The organism is Paenibacillus sp. PL2-23, from assembly GCF_040834005.1.
Lineage (GTDB): Bacteria > Bacillota > Bacilli > Paenibacillales > Paenibacillaceae > Pristimantibacillus.
On record NZ_CP162129.1, the window covers coordinates 2,167,810 to 2,187,992 of the forward strand.

Below are 20,183 nucleotides of genomic sequence, written 5' to 3' on the forward strand. Positions count from 1 at the left end.
TTCAGGAGACGTGCGGTTATGTGAACGAAATAAGTCCAAACTCACGGGGGACTATGGTTGATTGTGCCAATCCTGTGCCGCTGTGGCGATTCTAGCAGCCGCGATGATAGAATAGGAGTATGGAGCTAGATTTGAGGAGGGATTATATGAAGCTGCTGCATACGGCGGATTGGCATCTGGGCAAACTGGTGCATGGCGTCTATATGACAGACGATCAGCGGTATGTGCTGGAGCAATTGATTCAGGCTGTCCGCGATGAGAAGCCGGACGCTGTTATTATAGCCGGCGATTTGTATGACAGGGCCGTACCGCCGACGGATGCCGTCGATCTGCTTGACGAGACGCTGGAGCGGATCGTGATCGAGCTGAATACGCCTGTCCTTGCAATCGCGGGCAATCATGACAGTCCTGATCGGATCAGCTTCGGCACTCGCATGATGGAGAGCCGCGGCTTATACCTGGTGGGCCAGCTGCGTGCGGATGCCCCGCCTGTTGTGCTGCGCGACGAGCATGGAGAGGTCTGCTTTCATTCCATTCCTTACGCAGATCCCGCCGTCGTCCGTCATGTGCTGGAGGATGAGACGATTCGCTCGCACGACGATGCCATGGGGGCAATCGTGAAGCGATTGGAGGCGCGAATGGACCCCGCTGCCAGGCATGTGCTCATTGGGCACGCGTTTGTTACACCGACGGGCGAAGCAGCGGAGAATACAAGCGAATCCGAGCGTCCGCTGGCAATTGGCGGAGCGGAGTACGTCAGCGCCTCTCACTTCCGTTCCTTTCATTATACGGCGCTTGGGCACCTGCATCAGGCGCATTATGTGCGTGATGAATCGATCCGTTATGCCGGCTCGCCGATGAAGTATTCCATTTCGGAAGAAAAGCATCATAAGGGCTATTATATAGTAAACATCGACGGCACCGGAGCGGCGCAAGTAGAGAAGCGGGAGCTGAAGCCTCGGCGCGACATGCGAAGGGTCATGGTCGCTGTTGAAGAGCTGGAGTCGCATCCCGTGAATGAGGACTACGTATATGTCACGCTGATCAGCGACCATCCCGTTCTATTCCCGATGGAGAAGGTGCGGGCCGTGTATCCCAATGCCATGCATGTGGACAGGGTCAGCCAAGTGAGGGCGGCCGCTTCAGCGGAGCAGGCTGGGGACAAGCCGGCAGCCGCACCGCGGCGAAGCGAGACGGATCCTGTCGAGCTATTCGCCGCGTTCTATCAAGAGGTGAAGGAGCAGCCGCTTTCGGATGAGAAGAAGGCATTGTTCGCCAAAGAATGGGGAGCCTTGCTCCAGGAGGCAGGTGAAGGGCGATGAGGCCGCTTCGATTAACGATGAGGGCGTTCGGTCCTTACCGCGACGCCGAAATTATTGATTTCCAGAAACTGGAGGACCGCCGTCTATTCGTCATCTCGGGTAATACGGGAGCGGGTAAAACAACGATTTTCGATGCGATCTGCTTTGCGCTCTACGGCGCGGCGAGCGGGGAGGACCGCTCGGACACCCGGATGCTTCGCAGCCACTTCGCAGACGATGACACGCATACGTCGGTTGATCTCGAATTTGCCGTAGGCGCCAAACGGTATCGGGTATTCCGGCAGATGAAGCACCGCAAAGGCAATAATCGGAGCGAGACGGGGGAGAAATGCGAGCTTTATGAGTGCGGGAGCGACGGTGAGGCTCCGGCGGTTGATCGGTTTATGGCCACGGAGGTGAATGCCAAGCTGCTGGCTATTATTGGGCTGACGAGGGAGCAATTCAGCCAAATTGTAATGCTGCCGCAAGGAGAGTTCCGCAAGCTGTTGACCTCCGATACGGAGAACAAGGAGGAAATATTGCGCCGAATCTTCCGCACGGAGCTGTTCGAGCGGTTGGAGTCGAGGTTTCAAGCGAAAAATCGTGAGCTGCAGGATGCTTTGCGAGAAGCCAGAGCACAAGCGGGCGCGATTATGAAGCAAGCAAAGGAGGCGCTGCCAAGCCGCGAGGACAGCCCGCTTGCAGGGACGTTCCGACAAGAGGTGTACAGCCCTTCTCAGGTATATGTCGCAATGAAGACGGAAGCCGCTTTCTACAAGGAGCAGGCGGAGGTGTTGGCCAGAGACAAGGAGCGCTTATCTGCCGGGCTGGACGAATCGCACCGGCAGTACCGGGAGGCATTGGAACGGAACGGCAAGCTGGACGAGCTTGCGGCCAAGAAAACTCAGCTGGAGCTTTATACGGAGCAGGAAGCAGGCATTCGGGAGCAGGAGCAAGCGATTGAGCTGGCGGCCAAAGCGGCAAGGCTGCTCCCTTATGAGGAGCAGGCCGTGGCAGCTGCCCGTCAGCTGACTGTCCGCCGCGAAGGGCTTGTGCGGCGGGAAGAGGAGCGGCAGGCCGCCCATCAAGCGATGGAGGCCGCCGGTGCGGCGCATCGGGAGCAGTCGGCGAAGGAGCCGCTGCGCCGGGAAGCGGAGCGAGAGGTTATGCGGCTGATGGAGCTGACGCCGGTGGTGGCGTCGCTGGCTGCCCGGAAACAGGAGGTCGAGCGGCTGGAGAGACTGGAGCGAAGCGCTTCGACGCGTCAGGCCGATATGGCGAAGGGGCTTGACGAGCGGCGTGAGCTGAAGATAAGGACACAGGCGGAGCTCAAGGAGCTGGAGCAGGCCGCTCGTGAGCTGCCGGCTAAGCTGGAGCAGCTTCGGCAGATTGAGCAGCAAGGCAAAGCCGTGAAGAGGCTTATCGAATTGACTGCTGAGCAGCTGCGCTATGCCGAGCTGGAGCGCGAGTGCGGTCTGGCTCTGCAGCGGGCGAAGTCGGAGCATGAGCGGCTGGAGCGGGCTTGGCTGGAGGGCCAGGCTGGCATGCTGGCGGCGCATCTGAAGGCGGGAGAGGCTTGTCCCGTCTGCGGCAGCGAGGCTCATCCCTCCAAAGCGCATGCTTCGGAGGAGATCCCCACCAAAGAGAGGCTTCAGCAGTCGCTGGATACGCTCAATCATGTGCAAAGCGAGCTGTTGACGGCCAGGGCGCAGGCTGCTGCCGCTTCCTCCTCGCAATCGGAGCTTCTCCGTGAGCTCGCGGAGGAGGAGCTTGGTCTGGAAGCCAGAGCCTGCGGCGATGCTCTCGTAAGCAGGCTGCGGACGGAGCAGGCAACGCTTCGCGACCGCTGGAAGGCGCTGAAGGAGGAGATCGATCGGCAGCAGCTTCAAGCCAAGCGATTTGAGGAGCTGCGAGAGCAGCTGGAGCGCGGCGAGCGAGAGCTGGAGAGGCTGGAGCGCGAGCGGGAGGGGCTGAGGTCGGAGGAGCAGAAGCTGATGCTTGAGCGAGCTGCGGCACGCGCGGCGCTGGAGCAGGAGCTGGAGCGTATTCCGGCAAGTCTGCGTTCGCCGGAGGCGCTTGCGGCTCGTCTCCTGACGGAGCGAACGGCGTTCGAACAGCTCGAAGCGAGCTGGAAGAGTGCGCTGGAGGGGCTTCAGCAAGCTTCCGCCAAGCTGTCGGAAGCGAATGCTTATGCGGAGCAGGCGAAGGAGGCGCTCGTTGAGGCCGAGAAGGCACAAGCGATGGCGCAGGAGAGGTTCCGGGAAGAGCTGGCCAGGGCGGGATTTGCCAATGAGGAAGCCTATCGGGCTGCTGCCCTAAGCGAGACGGAGCTTGCCAAGCTGGCCGCTGGCGTACAGGCTTATCGCACCGAGGTTGCGGGGCTGAAGGAGCGCGTGGCGGCGCTTGAGCTTGAGCTTCAAGGCGCGGCCAGAGCAGACCTGCCTCAGCTCGCGGCAGAGCTTGCCGCTCTGAAGGAGCGTTATGAAGAAGCGGTCGCTTCGGAGGGGGGATTCCGGAGCTTCAGCCAAGAAGCGGAGCGGCTGGCGAATGCGATTGGCCAAGCCGCCTCGGCGATGGCGAGGCTGGAGCAGGAGCTGGAGAGCGTGCTCGACATTTATTCCATGCTGAAGGGCGATAACGCGCTGCGCATGTCGTTCGAGCGTTATATTCTAATTGAATATTTGGAGCAGATTCTGGCAATGGCGAATGAGAGGCTCTCGAAGCTGTCGAACGGCCAATTCCGGCTGGAGCGAAGCGACAGGCTGGAGACGAGGGGCAAGCAGAGCGGGCTTGGGCTGGATGTCTACGACTCCTACACGGGGCAGAATCGGGATGTGAAGTCGCTCTCTGGCGGCGAGAAGTTTAACGCCTCCTTATGTCTCGCGCTCGGAATGACGGATGTCATTCAGGCGCATCAGGGCGGCGTATCCATTGAGATGATGCTCATTGACGAAGGGTTCGGCTCACTTGACGAGGAATCGCTCCACAAGGCGATTGCGGCGCTTGTGGACCTCCAGCGGGCAGGACGAATGATTGGGGTTATCTCCCATGTGGGAGAGCTGAAGGAAGCGTTCCCCGCCTGTCTGGCAGTTGCCAAAACGAAGGAAGGCTTCAGCACTACTCAATTTATTTTGAAATAAAACATAAGGGATAGAATGCCCGGACAATAAATGAACAAGGCCTCACCCGTACCGCAGACGCGGGACAGGGAGACCTTGTTCTCCTCCGGCAGAATGGTTGGGCGGATGAGTCTTAGGCGGCCATCAATCCAATAGCCATTAACACGATGACGCTGAGGACCATAAGTCCGTTCAGAATGAGACCGATAATGGCAAATACTTTTTTGCGATTCTTCATAACAACGCCGATAATAGCCAGTATAAGGCCGATGATCGCAATGCCAATGGACAGCATCATCAGCAGTCCCGCACCGATAAGGGAAGCGGCATCGCCTCCGCCGCCTGAGAGCAGCTGCTCTTCGATCTCTTCGGGCGTGGCGCCAATAAAGTCTGTGGAGTTGGCTACTGCTACTACGCTAAGAATAACGCCGATGACTAACGCCAGCACCGCCAGTAAAGCGATAATGAAGGAAGCGATGCCGGGTCCGGAATGCTTCAGCTTCGCTGGGGGGACGCTTTCATGGTTGGCCATTGGCGTAAAGGCAGCGTTGCCGGCTGCGTTCCTGTCCTGGTGCTGGGGCTCGTTCGACAAGCTTGGCTCGTTCGATTGATGCTCATTGGTCATTTATGTATTCTCTCCTTCAATGGTTTGGGAAAATTATACACAATTTTGAAAGGGTTGAAAACAGATGTTTCCAAATTATTTTTTAATTGGGGCGGTTAATGCTGCGCTTGCCATTGCTTTAGGAGCTTTTGGAGCGCATGGACTGGAGGATCGGATATCAGAGCATTATTTAGACGTGTTCGAGACGGGTGTCCGTTACCATATGTACGCGGCGCTTGGCCTGATGCTTATAGCGGTTATGGACAAGGCTGTCGGCGCGGGCAAGCGGGCGCTGCTGGGCGGCAGGCTTATCTTCCTGGGCATGCTCCTATTCAGCGGAAGCCTGTATATACTGGCTTTAACGGGCTTCAGCAAGCTTGGCATGATCACGCCGCTGGGCGGAGTGGCGATGCTCGCGGGCTGGGGCTTCGTCATTGCAGCTGTGGCGAAATCGTCGAAACGCGTATAAAAAAGTTATGTTTTCGATCAATTGTGACAGCGATCGATTATTTTTTCGTCATTGTTATCCCCGTATAACAAATATTTCTATGCCAAATCGTTCAATTCGTTTATAATAATGCTAGCTATCGCTTAACAGACTTATATGAAGGAAGGAAGTTTGTGTGTGGCGAGACGGATTGAGAGTGGGATGGATCAGAAGCAGCAGCCCCGGGCGTATTTGCTCGCGCAGCTGCCATGGTCGATTAGCGCGGGGATAACCGTTTTATCTGCGACCTGGATCGCATTTTCGTTTTTGGTCATATCCGATGAAAGATACAGATGGGCTTCCTGGGCGGTTGCGGCTTCACTGCTGCTTACGGCGGTCATTCTTATGTTCAAGCGGCATAGTCCGAATCCATTGCACAATTATCATACCGCGCTTATCGATACGCTGATACGTTCGGAGGCGGTGCCCCTAGCCGTATTGAACCGCGATGCGATGGTCGTTGAGATGAATGAGGCATCGAGTCGAATGCTCGGCTATCACCGCAACGATGTTATCGGCGAGCCTATTATGCGTATGGTGGATCCCGGAAGCAGAATGGAGCTGCAGGAAGCGCTGGAAGAAGCCATGGACGGGAAGACCCATCAGAAGAATATTCTGATTACCCATCGTTCGGGCTTTCCGCTTGAGCTGCAGGTCGTATGCGCGCCGCTGCACCAGGACGGCGAGGTAATCGGGGCTCTCATGATCAGCCAGGATTTGAGCGACCGTAAGCGGAATATGGAGCGGATTCGCTACATGGCCTATTATGACGACATGACGGGCTTGCCGAACCGCACGCTGTTCCAGATGAAGCTGACGGAGAGCTTGTCCAGGGCGAAGGAAGAGGAGCGGATGATCGGGATATGTTATTTGGATCTCGATCGTTTCAAGCTGGTCAACGCTTCATTCGGCAGAGAGTTTGGCGACATGCTGCTTATGCAGGTGGCGGAGCGGCTTAACCGCGGACTGACCGGCGACGATTATGTCGCGCGCATGGAAGGCGACGAATTTGCCTTGCTGCTGGGCGGCATTCAGTCCGAAGAGGAGCTGATCGCGCGCTCCCGCGACATTATGAAGACAATCGAGGAGCCTTACGAGCTGAAGGGGTTCCCAGTACATATAACGGCGAGCGTTGGTCTTGTGACGAACCTGGTGGAGCAGGACGACGGGTATACGTTATTCAAGAAAGCGGATATTGCGCTCGTCAAAGCGAAGGAAAGCGGCAAAAACGACTGCATGCTGTATTCCGAGACGTGGAGCAACTCCTCCTTCGAGCGGCTCAAGCTGCAGCACGAGATGTATCGCGCGATTCAGCGCAATGAATTCGTCCTGCACTACCAGCCGCAATTCGACCTGGTGAGCGGCAAGATGGTCGGGGTGGAGGCTTTGGTCAGGTGGAAGCATCCCGTACGCGGTCTATTGTCTCCCGGGACCTTCATCCCGCTTGCGGAAGAGAGCGGCATGATTGTGCAAATCGGCGATTGGGTGCTGCAGGAGGCGTGCAGGCAGAACAAGGAGTGGCAGGATGCAGGCTTGCCTCCAATGCCGGTATCCGTCAACTTGTCCATTCGCCAATTCCTGCAGCATGATCTTGCCCGCCGTATCGCGGAGGTGCTGGAAACGACGGGACTTGAGCCGCAATATCTGGACCTGGAGATTACGGAGTCTATGACGATTGATATCGGCCATATATCCCGGTGTCTGCTGGCTATTACGGATCTGGGTGTTGGCATTAGTGTGGATGATTTCGGCACGGGCTACAGCTCGTTCCACTATCTGAAGAACTTCCCGATTGACAGGCTGAAGATCGATCGCTCCTTTGTGCGGGATATTCAGCAGGACCCAAGCGATGCCGAGATTGTAGCGGCTATCATCGCGATGGCTCACAACCTGAATATTCAAGTTATTGCGGAGGGTGTGGAGACGGAGGGGCAGATGGAGTTCCTTCGCAAGCATCAGTGCGACGAGATGCAAGGCTACTTCTGGAGCCCGCCAGTTCCCAGTGAAAATATTGAGCAGATGCTCAAGGCAGGATAAGCGACGATTACGAACCCTATATGTTGCAACAACAAAGGACGATAGTTGGCCGGGGGCCGATCTATCGTCCTTTGTTGTTGCCTTATTAGCCGCTAAAGTCCTCAATTTCGGTGAAACGGAATGTATATACTTGCTTCTCATCAACATGATAGACCGTCAGTATGTTCTGATGGTCGTCGATATTAATGATACGGCAAGGAATGTTCAGCTTAATGCCCAGCCCTCTGTTCACGATCAGGCGAATGAGCGTGTTGCTTTTCATGAGTGAACGCAATTGCTCCAGCCCCGGGAATTCGGCTTGCGCGGAGCTTGTCTCCTTCGCTTTCTCCTTTTCCTTGGGAGGGGTAATCGGAATCGGCGTTTGAGCTTCCGCCATTTGGGATCGCTGCTCGATTAAGCGGCCTAGCTGAATCCCTGACGTTATTCGATAATCCGGCCATTCGCCGCGGTTCAACCCCGCAATCAGCTTCGCAAGCGCAGTAGCATGATGCGAAGACTCAACCATAATATCAACTTGGAAAACGAAGGTTTGGTGTTTATTATCCTGCTGCTTGGTCATCTTCTACTCCCCGCCACCTCTTCTAGTCGATTCGTCGAACAATACCCCATACTTATAGACGGTTACCCATAATATGCATGTATCCACACTGGATTCGAATAGCCGCATATACTGGTTGTGCGGTTGGCATGCTGCGAATACTTACGCCCGAAGGAGGTGGATACGATATGATGCGGTTGGTTCCTCTCCTTCTGGAGAACGGAGAAACCGTGCTTGGCGCAGAGGTGAAGCTGCCCAAGACGACTCTCCTTTCCATCTCGACGGATCGAGGATACATTATGTGCGGAGCTCTCGATGTAGCTCTTCTGAACGAAAAGCTTAGCGATCGGGAAATCATCGCGGCTCGCGCGGTTGGTGTGCGCACGTTGGAGGAGCTGATGGAAGCTCCCTTAGAGTCGGTCACTCGCAAAGCGGAATCGCTTGGTATCGTTGCTGGAATGAAAGGCTCTGAGGCATTGCGCCTAATGCTGTAGCATTCCCGCCCTGATCGTATTCTTAGTCTTGAGCTTGACCGCAGCCCCGGACCGGGGCTGCGGCATTAGACCGTTATTGCTCGAACAGCTTGCGAAGATTAGGTCCGAATGGCGCTCGTACGATACCTTTTTCGGTAATGATGGCTGTTACATACTCATGAGGCGTGACGTCGAACGCGGGATTGTACACCTTGACGCCCTGCGGCGCCGTGCGCTTGCCAAACCCCTCGGTAATTTCCTCGGCGTCTCTCTCCTCGATCGGAATATCCGCACCCGTCGCGGTGTCCAGGTCGATTGTCGACAGCGGACAGGCCACATAGAACGGAATGCCATGAGCCTTGGCCAGTACGGCGACGCTGTAAGTGCCGATCTTGTTGGCAACATCGCCGTTCGCTGCCACGCGGTCTGTACCGACGATAACGGCGTCGACCCAGCCCTTGGACATAACCATGCCGGCCATATTGTCACAGATGAGGGTTACGTCAACTCCCGCTTGCTGGAGCTCGAATGCCGTCAGCCGGGCGCCCTGCAATACCGGGCGCGTCTCATCCGCGAATACCCGAAGCTTCATGCCTTGCTCCTTCGCCAGGTAGAAGGGGGCAAGCGCTGTACCATATTTCGCGGTTGCCAAGCCGCCTGCGTTGCAGTGCGTCAATACGCCCATGTCGTCCTGGAACAGCTCAAGCGCATGCTCGCCGATCAGTCTATTCGTTTCCTCGTCCTCGCTTTGAATCGCGATGGCTTCCCGCAGAAGCGCTTCCTTGCAAGCGTCCAGCTCAAGCCCCGAATCCATCAGGCGTTTCGCTGCCGCTTTCATCCGGTCCAGCGCCCAGAACAGATTGACCGCGGTAGGCCGTGAAGTGGCCAGATACTCTGATTCCTTGGCGACGGCGGCGCTCCAGTCCTGGAGCGTGGCCGCGGAGCGGCTGCCGAGCACGACGCCATACGCCGCGGAGATGCCGATAGCCGGAGCGCCGCGCACCTTCAGGTGACGGATGGCCTCCCAAACATCCTGCGATGTCGTAAGGGGCAAATAAACAATTTCTTCCGGCAGCAGCCGTTGATCCAGCAGGTCGAGCTGTTCGCCCCTCCAAATAACGGATTGCAGGCCAGCGTAGTTCTCATTCATAGGTTTCGTTCCTCTTTTCTTAGCTTATCCATTTGCCATTCCAATTCATGAATTATTCAGCCGAAGCTGTTGTGACGATGTCCACCAGCTCTTGGATGGTGGTTGCTGTTCTTCCGCGTTTGATGAGGCTGGTGCCAATGGCAAGCGCGAGGCGCTGAGCCTTCTCGCGGGCAGCGTCGTCTGGAATTCGGTCAATGTCCGCCACATGGGCGAGACCCACGATTCGGCGAACAATCTTGCAGCCCGCATAACCGAAGGTGTCCTGCAGCAGACGGTTCATATAGAATGCTTGATAGCCCGGCGCGGCAGAGGCGAGACGATCGACGCCATTCTCGTTCCATAGCGCGCGGAATTTCTCATCGAACAGACGCCAGGTGTCCTGGATCGTATCCAGCAAGTATTGGCGGAAATCAGCGCGGGCATTCCTGTCGGCGCTCCAATGCTCCTGGCCCGCATAGTTGAGAATCAAATTGGCGAATACCGCGCCAATATCGAAGCCCATAGGTCCGTAGAATGCAAATTCGGGATCGATGACCTTGGTGGATGCCGGTGTCGCGAAGATGCTGCCCGTGTGCAAATCGCCATGCAGGAGAGCCTGTGCGCTAGTCAGGAACTTGTCCCGCAGAATGACCACCTCCAGCTGCAGCTCGCCATCCGCGCGCAGCGCCGCGGCCGCATCCTCCACTGCGGGTGGAATGTTGTTGTTCGGCGATTCCGTATAGGGATCGTCGAAGATCAGATCCTCCGTTATTTTGCACAGCTCAGGATTGATGAACGCTTTCACCTGAAGCTTCTTCTCCTGCTGGTTCATGCCCAGGTCAGAAGTGAAAAATAATGTGCGAGCCATAAAGGTGGATATATGCTCGGCGAACAGCGGATAGCGTGTCCCGTTCATCAAGCCTTGTCGCATAATGGTATGGTCGCTAAGATCCTCCATCACTGTGAGCGACAGCTCAGGATCATATTTGTAAACAACCGGTACCAGCCCTGGAGCCAGCTTGCCCTCGATCAGCAGCTTCTCGCTTTCGATGCGGGCTCTGTCCAGTGTGAGGGGCCATGATTCGCCGACAACCTTCGCGTAAGGAAGGGCTTGCTTCATAATAAGGCTCTTGCCGCTGGCGCTGTCCGTTATATGAAATACAAGGTTTAAGTTTCCGTCTCCGATTTCTCTGGACGCCAGCTTGGCGCCAGGAGGGAAAAATCCTTCGAGGCCCTGCGCGATTTGGATCGCTTCTTGTTCGCTCAAGGGATGATAGGTAGACATATCGTGCACCTCCGAAATGATAGTGGCGTTCAAATACCATACCTTTTAGTATAATGGATATTTTTTTGTCATGGAATACCTTAACGCGGCAATGATTGACTTCAAGCGTTCTTTTTTTCAAAATAGAGAAAGAAGAAGGCGGAGGCTGCTGGAGCCGCCCCAGGATGGGAGAGGAACTATGGAAACGCAATGGAACCGTGAGGCTATCGCCCTCAAGGAATGGGCGGTATCGGTGAAGGCGCTGCAGGAGGGAAAGCAGATCATCGTGATGCGCAAGGGCGGCATTATTGAGGAAACGCGCGACTTTCAGCTGCTGAGCAACAGCTTCTACCTCATGCCGGCTTATGAGCATCAGAGGAAGGAGCTGCTGAAGGAGCCCTTCAGGGAGGAGATGGACGACACGCTGAAGGAATGGTCTCCGGAAGCCAGCTCCATCAAGCTTGAGGCCTATGCCGAAGCGACGCATGATATCGAGATTAACGATCAGGAGACGCTGGATAAGCTTCGTGATCTGCACATTTGGACGGATACGTTCGCGGAGGAGCGGCTGAAGTGGAAGCGCAAGAAGCCTCTGCATCTGCTGATCCTTAAGGTCTTCCGGCTGGAGGAGCCTATCTACGCGCCGATGCGCCCCGCGTATACGGGCTGCAAATCATGGGTAAGGCTGGAGGATGAGGTTGCCGAGCCCGCTATGGCGCCTGTTCTGACTGTTGATCTATTCGAGAGAGAGACGGAGCGTATTCTGAACGCGCTGAAGGGATAAGCGGGCGGTCAGCAATCGGGGGAATTCGCCATGCGCCGCACCGCTTACATTGATTTATAACAAAAGTTATATTAAAATGATTATTGAGAATCAAATGAGAATCAGTAATTAGATGAAGTAAACCAACCTTGGAGGGATCAGTATAATATGGCAACACATTTTGTCATCGACGGCCTGAAGGCCGAAATTGAAGGAAAAGAAATTTTGAAGGGCATCAACCTGGAGATCAAGGGCGGCGAAATTCACGCAATCATGGGTCCGAACGGTACGGGTAAATCCACCCTGGCTTCCGCGCTGATGGGCCATCCCAAATATGAAGTGACAGCCGGCACCGCTTCGCTGGACGGCGAGGATCTGATGGAGATGGAGACGGACGAGAGAGCCCGCGCTGGCCTGTTCCTGGCCATGCAATATCCAAGTGAAATTCCTGGCGTGACCAACTCTGACTTCCTGCGCAGCGCGATCAACGCTCGCCGCGAGGAAGGCAACGAGATCTCTCTGATTAAGTTCATCCGCCAGATGGAAGGCAAGATGAAAGAGCTGGAGATGAACCCGGAATTTGCGCACCGCTACCTGAACGAAGGCTTCTCCGGCGGCGAGAAGAAGCGGAACGAGATTCTTCAGATGATGCTGCTTGATCCGAAGATCGTCGTGCTGGACGAGATTGACTCCGGTCTGGATATCGACGCGCTCCGCATCGTGGCTAACGGTGTGAACGCTATGCGCTCCGAGGACCGCGGCTTCCTGATCATCACACATTATCAGCGTCTGCTTAACTATATTACACCTGACTTCGTTCACGTGATGATGCAGGGACGCATCGTCAAATCCGGCGGACCTGAGCTTGCTCAGCGCCTGGAGAACGAAGGTTACGATTGGGTGAAAGAAGAACTTGGCATTCAAGACGAAACGGTCGGCCAGGCTTAATCGGAGAAGGGGGATTACGAAATGAGCACACAACTAACCACTCCGACTGACCGCCAATCCGCGGAGACACTGGCGCGCGGCAAGGGCGAGCCGGAATGGCTCGTCAGCCTTCGCGGCGAAGCGGCGGAGCTCGCCGGCTCCATCGAATGGCCGAAGCCGGAGAAAGTACGTATTGAGCGCTGGAATTTGACCGCAGTTGGCAGCTATGAGCAGCCATCGGCTGTGTCCTCGCTTGCCGAGCTTCCTGCCGAAGTGAAGGAGCTTGTTGCTGAGGATGCGGAGAACCTGCTGGTTCAACGCAATTCCGGCGTTGTCTGGAAGCAATTATCGGCGCAGCTGGCGTCCAAGGGCGTTATTTTTACAGACCTGGAGACGGCCTGCAAGGAGCACGGCGAGCTCGTGCAGCAATACCTGTTCCAAGCGGTAGGCAAGGACGAGGACAAGCTGACGGCGCTGAACGCCGCGATCTGGAACGGCGGGGTATTCGTCTACGTTCCGAAGAATGTAGAGGTGGAGCTTCCGCTCCAGGCTGTGTTGTTTAATGACAACGCGGGCGCGACCTTCGCTCCTCATATTCTGATCGTTGCAGACGCCAACAGCCGTGTGACCTACGTTGACTGCGTTGTAACGGACAAGTCGAAGGCGAACGGCGAATTCGTGCATCCTGCCATCGTAGAGGTGTTCGTGAAGCCGGGAGCGCTCGTTCGTTACGGCTCTGTACATGCTCTTGGCGAGGGTGGAGTCGACATGTCCATCCGCCGCGCTGTCGTGGAGAACGATGGACGCGTGGAGTGGATTATCGGCGATCTGAATGACGGCCACACGCTGTCGGACACGAAGTCGATCATGAAGGGCCAAGGCTCGACCTCCGACGTTAAGGTAATCAGCGTAGGCAACAAAGCTCAGCAGATGAGCCTGACGACTCGCGCGGTTCACTTCGGCAAAAGCTCGGACAGCAACATGATCACTCGTGCGGTTATGAGGGATACGGCTTCGGCAATCATCAACGGCATTACGAAGATTGAGCATGGCGCAACCAAAGCGAACGGCGTTCAGACAGAGCGCGTTCTGATGCTCAGCCCGAAAGCTCGCGGCGACGCCAATCCTATTCTGCTGATTGACGAGGATGACGTAACGGCGGGTCACGCGGCCAGCGTAGGCCAGGTCAATCCCGAGCAGGTATATTATCTGATGTCGAGAGGCATCAGCAGACAGGACGCAGAGCGGCTTATTATTTACGGCTTCCTTGCTCCGGTCGTATCGGAAATTTCGGTCGAAGCGGTGCGGAACCAGCTGCAGCGTCTGCTCGAAAGGAAGCTTGAAGGATGAACATACATGCGATACGGGAGCAATTCCCGATATTGCATCAAGAGGTGAACAGGCATCCGCTCGTTTACTTGGATAGCGCGGCGTCTTCCCAGAAGCCGCGTTCCGTCATTGATGCGGTCAAACGTTACTATGAGCTGGATAACGCGAATGTGCATCGCGGCGTTCATACGCTAGGCTCGCGCGCTACGGACGCCTATGAGGGCGCTAGGGCGAAGGTAGCCGCATTTCTGAACGCGGAGACGCCGGAGCAGATCATTTTCACAAGAGGCACAACAACGGCTCTGAACCTTGTAGCCTCCGGATACGCAAGAGCGGTCTGCGGCGAAGGCGACGAGATCGTTATTACGCCGATGGAGCATCACAGCAATCTCATTCCTTGGCAGCAAGCGGCGAAGGCGACAGGCGCAACGCTGAAATACATTCCTCTGCAGCCTGACGGCACGATCTCGCTGGAGGATGCGGAGAAGACGATTACGCCGAATACAAAGGTCGTGGCAATGACTTATGTGTCCAATGTGCTGGGTGTCGTCAATCCTATCAAGGAAGTTGCCCAGATTGCCCATCGGAACGGCGCCATCATGGTTGTGGACGGCGCGCAGAGCACCCCGCACAAGCGCATTGACGTGAGGGAGCTCGGCGTTGACTTCTATGCGCTGTCCGGCCACAAGATGTGCGGACCAACCGGCATTGGCGCTTTGTACGGGAAGAAGGAGCTTCTGAATGGCATGGAGCCGATCGAGTTCGGCGGCGAAATGATTGATTTCGTCGAGCTGTACGACTCCACCTGGAAGGAGATCCCTTACCGATTCGAAGGCGGCACGCCGATGATTGCAGGAGCGGTGGGCCTTGGGGCAGCCATCGATTTCCTAGAAAGCATCGGCATGGATGAGATTGAGCGTCATGAGCGGAAGCTTGCCGCATATGCATACGATAAGCTCTCCGCTATCGACGGCATCGAGATTTACGGACCAAAGCAGGATCGTGTAGGCCTGGTCACCTTCAATTTGGAGGATGTGCACCCGCATGATATGGCGACCGTTCTCGATTCCAAGGGCATTGCTATTCGTGCCGGACATCACTGCTGCCAGCCGCTTATGAGATGGCTGCAGGTATCGGCAACGGCCAGAGCAAGCTTCTATCTATACAATACCGAAGAGGATATCGACCGGTTGGCCGACGCCCTAATCCAAACAAAGGAGTTCTTCGGCCATGCAATTGGATGATTTGTATCGCAGAGTTATAATGGATCATTACAAAAACCCTCGCAACCGCGGCACCCTGGAGGATGACGCGGTGACGATCAACCTGAACAATCCGACCTGCGGCGACCGCATTTCGCTGCAGCTGCAGGTTGTTGACGGCAAGGTGACGGATGCCAAATTTACGGGAGAGGGCTGCTCCATCAGCATGAGCTCCGCTTCCATGATGACGGAAGCCGTTAAGGGCCGTACCTTCGAGGAGGCTGTGAACATGGCGGAGAGATTCTCCGCACTGATGAAGGGCGAGCCCGTAGAGTTCGAGGAAAATGAAGACATCGAAGCCTTGTCGGGCGTGAACAAGTTCCCGGCGCGCATCAAATGCGCCACGCTGGCTTGGAACGCGCTCCGCAAAGGCATCGAAAATCAATAAACATTACGATAAGGAGTGAGACACCATGGCAAAATCAATGCCGGAAATGGAAGAGTATAAGTATGGCTTCCGCGACGAACATAAAGCGATCTTCCAGTCGGGTAAAGGTCTTACGCCGGAAATTGTTCGCACAATCTCCGAAATGAAGAACGAGCCGGAATGGATGCTGGAGTTCCGCCTGAAATCGCTGGAGCAATTCAACAAGATGCCAATGCCTCGTTGGGGCGGCGATCTGGACGATCTGGATTTCGACGACATCCAGTACTACGTGAAGCCTTCCGAGAAGCAGGGCAAGACGTGGGAAGAGGTGCCGCAGGAAATTAAGGAAACGTTCGACAAGCTGGGCATTCCGGAGGCGGAGCAGAAGTTCCTCGCGGGCGTCTCGGCGCAATACGAATCCGAGGTTGTCTACCACAGCATGCAAGAGGATCTGGAGAAGCAGGGTGTAATCTTCACAGATACGGATACGGCGCTGCGTGAATATCCGGAGCTTATGAAAGAATATTTCGGCACCATCATTCCTCCGAACGACAACAAATTCGCGGCTCTCAACAGCGCGGTATGGTCGGGCGGCAGCTTCATCTATGTGCCGAAGGGTGTTCAATGCGAAATTCCGCTGCAGGCGTATTTCCGCATCAACTCCGAGAACATGGGCCAATTCGAGCGTACGCTCATTATTGCGGACGAAGGCAGCTCCGTGCACTATGTAGAGGGCTGTACAGCTCCAATCTACAGCACGAACTCGCTGCACAGCGCGGTTGTTGAGATTCTCTGCAAAAAGGATTCCCGCGTCCGCTATACGACGATTCAGAACTGGGCTCCGAACATCTACAACCTCGTAACAAAACGTGCGGTTGCCGATGAGAACGCTCAGATGGAATGGATCGACGGCAACATCGGCTCCAAGCTGACGATGAAATATCCAGCTGTCGTGCTTCGCGGCCGCGGCGCCAAAGGCATGGTATTGTCCATCGCCGTAGCGGGCAAAGGCCAGCATCAGGATGCCGGCGCCAAGATGACGCATCTGGCTCCTGACACAAGCTCGACGATCGTATCCAAATCGATCTCCAAGCATGGCGGCAAGGTGACGTATCGCGGTCTCGCATCGTTTGGACGCAACTCCGACGGAGCGAAGGCGAACATCAAATGCGATACGCTCATTCTGGATAATGAGTCGACATCGGATACCATTCCTTACAATGAAATTCTGAACGACAACATTACGCTTGAGCACGAAGCTACGGTTTCCAAGGTTTCCGAGGATCAGCTGTTCTACCTGATGAGCCGCGGATTAACAGAGGACGAAGCGACGCAAATGATCGTTATGGGCTTCATCGAGCCATTCACCAAGGAGCTCCCAATGGAGTACGCGGTGGAGATGAACCGCCTGATCAAATTCGAGATGGAAGGCTCCATCGGTTAAAACAAATAGCCCTGCCCGCCTCACTGAGGCGAGCAGGGCTATTCTCTTGTATACGTTACGTCAGCTACATGTAGACGTGGGTAATTTCGTATTCGCGCTCAGCGGTCAAGTCGATAAAGCGCTGGTCAACCTGGATCAGAGGGCTGAAAAATTCAGTGGGATGAGTCATGACGATGATCCCGATGCTTCCATTGCTCAGCTTCACCCGTTTGCCTATAAAGTTCGGGATCATATGCTTGATGAAGGTATGTGTGACGACTGGATCCAGCTCCTTGAAGCTGAGTCGATGCAGCTCCTTCAGCACGAATAGAAGATCTCGTTCCTCCTGATAGACGCGAGCCGAAATCATCGCGCTGTAAATATCGACAACGGCGATAATCTTGGAAACGGGATGGATTTCATCGCCTGACAGCTTGCCTGGATAGCCGCTTCCGTCGATCCGCTCATGGTGCTGAAGAGCCCCAAGCGCTAATGATGTATCCTCGAAGGACTGAAGGATGATGTCATGTCCGAACTCCGTATGCCGCTTCACCAGCTCGTATTCCTCAGGCGTCAGCTTGCCTGGCTTGTTCAAGATGGCATCCTCGATGCGGCACTTGCCGATGTCGTGTAGAAAGCCAGCTTTGCCAATCTTCACCGCTTCTCCAGCTGGATAGCCAAGCCAAGTTGCCAAATAATAGGACAACATACCGACCTGAACGGAATGCTGGTACGTATAGTCGTCCTGTGTGTTAAGAAGCAGCAGCATGGAGACGACATCCCGTTCCAGCTGCAGATTGTTCAATAGCGGCTGCAGCACGTTTGTTACCTCTTGATCGTCTACCTTGCCCGTCTCGAGCGCAGCGGCGAAAAACTTCTCAAAGCTTTTGACAGCGTTCTCGTAAATAGGCTGAACCTTAGGCAGCCACTTGGGATTAACCGTTGATTCCAGCGTTCGAGCGTCCGCAGGAGCCGCCTCCGCGGAAGAGCTCGCTTCACTTAACTTCTCGCGGTCTCTAATATCTACAAAATCGATATGGTGCTGAAGCAGTCTTGAAATTTCATTTTTGTAGAGCTTTGTACCCTTGGACAGCACATGGAGCCCATAATCATTAAAGACATCGCCGCTCAGTTGGTCTCCGTCAATGATATCGGTAATATGTATACGCATAGAGACACCTCAGAAATTAGATTCAGCACTCGTGTAGGATAGGAGTATTAAAAAGTTTCACTCACTATAGTAACAATGAATTCACGAAATGGCAATATGAGCCATCGCAAAATACGACTAAACGCCTAATATTTCGGCATAAATCGATCTTGCTTTTGCTAAATCCTCGGTCCCTTGAACGAGGGCTCTTCCGTCCTTGAATAAGACCAATGACATGCCAGCGGGCAGCTCCAGCTTGAGCAGGAAAGCGTTGCAGGAAACAGGGCCTGCGGCGGAAAGCGATCTGGACAGCTGCTCCAGATCCAGATGGGCGGGAGCAGCAGGCGTCACATGTACGGAATGTCTGCCGCAGAGAACAACGGCCATGGTCTCCGAATGGCCGCCGTTCAAGTAGTCATATTGTCCCTTGCCGCATGCGGGGCAGTCTGGGCGGCGAGCTTCTCCCATCTGCAGCGGAAGCCAGGAATTGTTCCACAGATCGACCTGAAACAAGGTGCCATGCAGCGCGGCGATATTGCCTGTTAGCCATTTGAGCGCTTCAGAGGCTTGAACAGAAGCAATAATGTCTATAATGGGGGAGATAATGCCAGCCGTATCACAAGTGTCTGTTGTACCGGGAGCAGGGGCTTCCGGGAACAAGCAGCGATAACAAGAGGTATAGCCGGGACGGAAGGTCATCGTCATGCCGGACGCGCCCACAGCCCCGCCATAGATCCAGGGAATGCCGGACCGCAGGCTGTAATCATTCATTAGATAGCGAACACTGAAGTTGTCAGACCCGTCGAGAATGAGCCCTACATCTCCAAGCAGCTCATCGGCGTTCAAGGAGGTCAGGTCGGCGGTGTGAGCTTCAATCGTGACCGAGCTGTTCATCTCTCTCAGCCTGCTTGCGGCCGCTTCGGCCTTCGGAAGCAGCGCAGAGGCGTCCTGCTCTGTGTAGAGCATCTGCCTCTGCAGATTGCTCCATTCCACAACATCTCTGTCAATGATGCGTACATAGCCGACTCCGGCGCGGACCACATGCTGGGATATGGCGGAGCCAAGCGCGCCCATCCCGACAATGGCGACTCGCCCTCTCTGCAGCAGTGCTTGTCCGTCGCGGCCAATATGGGAGAAACGGATTTGGCGTGAATATCGATCCTGCAAGCTGTCTGTCGTCCATTCCTTCATCGTTGCCGCCGTCCTCCCGTTCTATTGCTCTATTCTAATGAAGCTGTTGGATCCCAGGGGCCCTTCTGATGGCCCTTCCATTCCGATCCGTCCGCCCATATTTCCTTTTTCCAGATGGGAACAATTTGTTTGAGCCGCTCAATAGCGTATCGGCTGGCGTCGTAGCAGCTGTCGCGATGCGGCGACGAGACGGCGATGACGACACTGGTCTCTGCTAGCTCCACTACACCAATTCGGTGCGTAATGGCGCAGAGCGTGCCTGGCCAGCGCGCGTCTATCTCGTCGCCGATCTGACGCATCATAGCCAGCGCCATGGGCTCATACGCCTCATAGGCCAGATGAACGGTGCGCTGGCCTTCAGTCCACTCCCTTGTGGTGCCTACAAACGCGATGGAGGCGCCATGCTCCTTCACAATAACCTTACGGGTTACAGCCTCGACGCTGATCGGCTGTGACGTGATGACGTAGCGCTCTTCCTGCTCAGTTGTCGCCTCCTCCTCAGTCTCTCCCCCGGATACGGGCGGCAACAGCGCCAGCTCGTCTTCGGCGCGCAGCTCCTGCTGGTCTGAGGAATAAACGTGATTGCGCGCGGCGAATGATATCATAATGAGGGAGGCATGCTCCGGAAATGCTGCAGCCAGCCCCTCCTTCAACTCGCGCACGGTCATCAGGCCTCGATCGTTCTGCAGAGTGAGCTCAGCCTTGCCCAGCCGCTCCTGCAGGCCTGCGAATAGCTTTATTTTCCATTCATATGTCATGTCATAAAACCTTTCATGATTAAGTAGTTTGCGTGTCTCTAGAATACCACAATCGTCGAAA

General features: G+C 55.4%; 18 protein-coding genes. 11 read left to right on the forward strand and 7 right to left on the reverse strand.

Features of this window, described 5'->3' with window-relative positions:
- Positions 1–146: 146 nt before the first annotated feature.
- Together AB1S56_RS09000 and AB1S56_RS09005 are read left to right on the forward strand one after the other, a co-directional pair.
- Positions 147–1,322: an exonuclease SbcCD subunit D gene (locus tag AB1S56_RS09000; RefSeq protein ID WP_340870006.1), complete on the forward strand. Its 1,176-nt coding sequence runs from the start codon at positions 147–149 to the stop codon at positions 1,320–1,322.
- The gene (locus AB1S56_RS09005; RefSeq protein ID WP_340870007.1) at positions 1,319–4,441 is read left to right on the forward strand and encodes an SMC family ATPase; all 3,123 of its coding nucleotides are present in this window, start codon (positions 1,319–1,321) and stop codon (positions 4,439–4,441) included. The genes AB1S56_RS09000 and AB1S56_RS09005 overlap by 4 nt, the downstream gene beginning before the upstream one ends.
- Before the next feature lie 112 nt (positions 4,442–4,553).
- On the opposite strand, the gene AB1S56_RS09010 is transcribed toward AB1S56_RS09005, so the two are convergent.
- Positions 4,554–5,045, reverse strand: coding sequence for a hypothetical protein (locus AB1S56_RS09010; protein WP_340870008.1), 492 nt, complete (start codon positions 5,043–5,045; stop codon positions 4,554–4,556).
- Positions 5,046–5,109: 64 nt separating this feature from the next.
- On the opposite strand from AB1S56_RS09010, the gene AB1S56_RS09015 reads away from it, so the two are divergent.
- On the forward strand, positions 5,110–5,493 hold the full coding sequence (locus AB1S56_RS09015) for a DUF423 domain-containing protein (RefSeq protein WP_340870010.1): 384 nt from the start codon (positions 5,110–5,112) through the stop codon (positions 5,491–5,493).
- A 156-nt stretch (positions 5,494–5,649) separates the two neighbouring features.
- Positions 5,650–7,548 carry an EAL domain-containing protein gene (locus tag AB1S56_RS09020; protein WP_340870011.1) on the forward strand — a complete coding sequence of 633 codons (1,899 nt, stop codon included), beginning with the start codon at positions 5,650–5,652 and terminating at the stop codon, positions 7,546–7,548.
- Positions 7,549–7,633: 85 nt separating this feature from the next.
- Here the strand turns inward: AB1S56_RS09020 and AB1S56_RS09025 are convergent, their stop codons facing one another.
- Positions 7,634–8,107: a hypothetical protein gene (locus AB1S56_RS09025; protein WP_340870014.1), complete on the reverse strand. Its 474-nt coding sequence runs from the start codon at positions 8,105–8,107 to the stop codon at positions 7,634–7,636.
- Positions 8,108–8,274: 167 nt separating this feature from the next.
- On the opposite strand from AB1S56_RS09025, the gene AB1S56_RS09030 reads away from it, so the two are divergent.
- The gene (locus AB1S56_RS09030) at positions 8,275–8,580 is read left to right on the forward strand and encodes a DUF1805 domain-containing protein (RefSeq protein ID WP_340870015.1); all 306 of its coding nucleotides are present in this window, start codon (positions 8,275–8,277) and stop codon (positions 8,578–8,580) included.
- 73 nt (positions 8,581–8,653) lie between these two features.
- On the opposite strand, the gene mtnA is transcribed toward AB1S56_RS09030, so the two are convergent.
- Positions 8,654–9,709, reverse strand: a complete 1,056-nt coding sequence (mtnA, locus tag AB1S56_RS09035) for an S-methyl-5-thioribose-1-phosphate isomerase (protein WP_340870018.1) — start codon at positions 9,707–9,709, stop codon at positions 8,654–8,656.
- Between the two features lie 52 nt (positions 9,710–9,761).
- Positions 9,762–10,973 (reverse strand): S-methyl-5-thioribose kinase, encoded by a 1,212-nt coding sequence (gene mtnK, locus AB1S56_RS09040; RefSeq protein ID WP_340870020.1) that lies wholly within the window; start codon positions 10,971–10,973, stop codon positions 9,762–9,764.
- A gap of 178 nt (positions 10,974–11,151) precedes the next feature.
- Between mtnK and AB1S56_RS09045 the strand changes: the two genes are divergently transcribed.
- The 6 genes from AB1S56_RS09045 to sufB all read left to right on the forward strand — a co-directional run bounded on the left by AB1S56_RS09045 (position 11,152) and on the right by sufB (position 17,044).
- Positions 11,152–11,736, forward strand: coding sequence for a DUF1802 family protein (locus AB1S56_RS09045; RefSeq protein ID WP_340870023.1), 585 nt, complete (start codon positions 11,152–11,154; stop codon positions 11,734–11,736).
- A gap of 147 nt (positions 11,737–11,883) precedes the next feature.
- Positions 11,884–12,663 (forward strand): Fe-S cluster assembly ATPase SufC, encoded by a 780-nt coding sequence (sufC, locus tag AB1S56_RS09050; RefSeq protein ID WP_340870024.1) that lies wholly within the window; start codon positions 11,884–11,886, stop codon positions 12,661–12,663.
- A 21-nt stretch (positions 12,664–12,684) separates the two neighbouring features.
- On the forward strand, positions 12,685–13,992 hold the full coding sequence (gene sufD, locus AB1S56_RS09055; RefSeq protein ID WP_340870025.1) for a Fe-S cluster assembly protein SufD: 1,308 nt from the start codon (positions 12,685–12,687) through the stop codon (positions 13,990–13,992).
- On the forward strand, positions 13,989–15,215 hold the full coding sequence (locus tag AB1S56_RS09060; protein ID WP_340870026.1) for a cysteine desulfurase: 1,227 nt from the start codon (positions 13,989–13,991) through the stop codon (positions 15,213–15,215). The genes sufD and AB1S56_RS09060 overlap by 4 nt, the downstream gene beginning before the upstream one ends.
- Positions 15,202–15,621 (forward strand): Fe-S cluster assembly sulfur transfer protein SufU, encoded by a 420-nt coding sequence (gene sufU, locus AB1S56_RS09065; protein ID WP_340870028.1) that lies wholly within the window; start codon positions 15,202–15,204, stop codon positions 15,619–15,621. Before AB1S56_RS09060 ends, sufU begins: the two co-directional genes overlap by 14 nt.
- 25 nt (positions 15,622–15,646) lie before the next feature.
- Complete coding sequence (sufB, locus tag AB1S56_RS09070; protein ID WP_340870030.1) at positions 15,647–17,044, forward strand: Fe-S cluster assembly protein SufB; 1,398 nt, start codon at positions 15,647–15,649, stop codon at positions 17,042–17,044.
- 64 nt (positions 17,045–17,108) lie between these two features.
- On the opposite strand, the gene AB1S56_RS09075 is transcribed toward sufB, so the two are convergent.
- From AB1S56_RS09075 to AB1S56_RS09085, 3 genes are all read right to left on the reverse strand, one after another.
- On the reverse strand, positions 17,109–18,194 hold the full coding sequence (locus AB1S56_RS09075) for an HD-GYP domain-containing protein (RefSeq protein ID WP_340870031.1): 1,086 nt from the start codon (positions 18,192–18,194) through the stop codon (positions 17,109–17,111).
- Positions 18,195–18,311: 117 nt separating this feature from the next.
- Positions 18,312–19,364, reverse strand: coding sequence for a ThiF family adenylyltransferase (locus tag AB1S56_RS09080; RefSeq protein WP_340870032.1), 1,053 nt, complete (start codon positions 19,362–19,364; stop codon positions 18,312–18,314).
- A gap of 29 nt (positions 19,365–19,393) precedes the next feature.
- Positions 19,394–20,122: a molybdenum cofactor biosynthesis protein MoaE gene (locus AB1S56_RS09085; RefSeq protein WP_340870033.1), complete on the reverse strand. Its 729-nt coding sequence runs from the start codon at positions 20,120–20,122 to the stop codon at positions 19,394–19,396.
- Positions 20,123–20,183 lie beyond the last annotated feature (61 nt).

Coding starts and splice junctions, on each gene's coding strand:
- AB1S56_RS09005 (WP_340870007.1), top strand. CDS start 1,319: ATGAGGCCGCTTCGATTAACGATGAGGGCGTTCGGTCCTTACCGCGAC.
- AB1S56_RS09030 (WP_340870015.1), top strand. CDS start 8,275: ATGATGCGGTTGGTTCCTCTCCTTCTGGAGAACGGAGAAACCGTGCTT.
- AB1S56_RS09000 (WP_340870006.1), top strand. CDS start 147: ATGAAGCTGCTGCATACGGCGGATTGGCATCTGGGCAAACTGGTGCAT.
- AB1S56_RS09010 (WP_340870008.1), bottom strand. CDS start 5,045: ATGACCAATGAGCATCAATCGAACGAGCCAAGCTTGTCGAACGAGCCC.
- mtnK (WP_340870020.1), bottom strand. CDS start 10,973: ATGTCTACCTATCATCCCTTGAGCGAACAAGAAGCGATCCAAATCGCG.
- sufC (WP_340870024.1), top strand. CDS start 11,884: ATGGCAACACATTTTGTCATCGACGGCCTGAAGGCCGAAATTGAAGGA.
- AB1S56_RS09060 (WP_340870026.1), top strand. CDS start 13,989: ATGAACATACATGCGATACGGGAGCAATTCCCGATATTGCATCAAGAG.
- AB1S56_RS09015 (WP_340870010.1), top strand. CDS start 5,110: ATGTTTCCAAATTATTTTTTAATTGGGGCGGTTAATGCTGCGCTTGCC.
- mtnA (WP_340870018.1), bottom strand. CDS start 9,709: ATGAATGAGAACTACGCTGGCCTGCAATCCGTTATTTGGAGGGGCGAA.
- AB1S56_RS09025 (WP_340870014.1), bottom strand. CDS start 8,107: ATGACCAAGCAGCAGGATAATAAACACCAAACCTTCGTTTTCCAAGTT.
- sufD (WP_340870025.1), top strand. CDS start 12,685: ATGAGCACACAACTAACCACTCCGACTGACCGCCAATCCGCGGAGACA.
- AB1S56_RS09085 (WP_340870033.1), bottom strand. CDS start 20,122: ATGACATATGAATGGAAAATAAAGCTATTCGCAGGCCTGCAGGAGCGG.
- AB1S56_RS09075 (WP_340870031.1), bottom strand. CDS start 18,194: ATGCGTATACATATTACCGATATCATTGACGGAGACCAACTGAGCGGC.
- AB1S56_RS09045 (WP_340870023.1), top strand. CDS start 11,152: ATGGAAACGCAATGGAACCGTGAGGCTATCGCCCTCAAGGAATGGGCG.
- AB1S56_RS09080 (WP_340870032.1), bottom strand. CDS start 19,364: ATGAAGGAATGGACGACAGACAGCTTGCAGGATCGATATTCACGCCAA.
- sufB (WP_340870030.1), top strand. CDS start 15,647: ATGGCAAAATCAATGCCGGAAATGGAAGAGTATAAGTATGGCTTCCGC.
- sufU (WP_340870028.1), top strand. CDS start 15,202: ATGCAATTGGATGATTTGTATCGCAGAGTTATAATGGATCATTACAAA.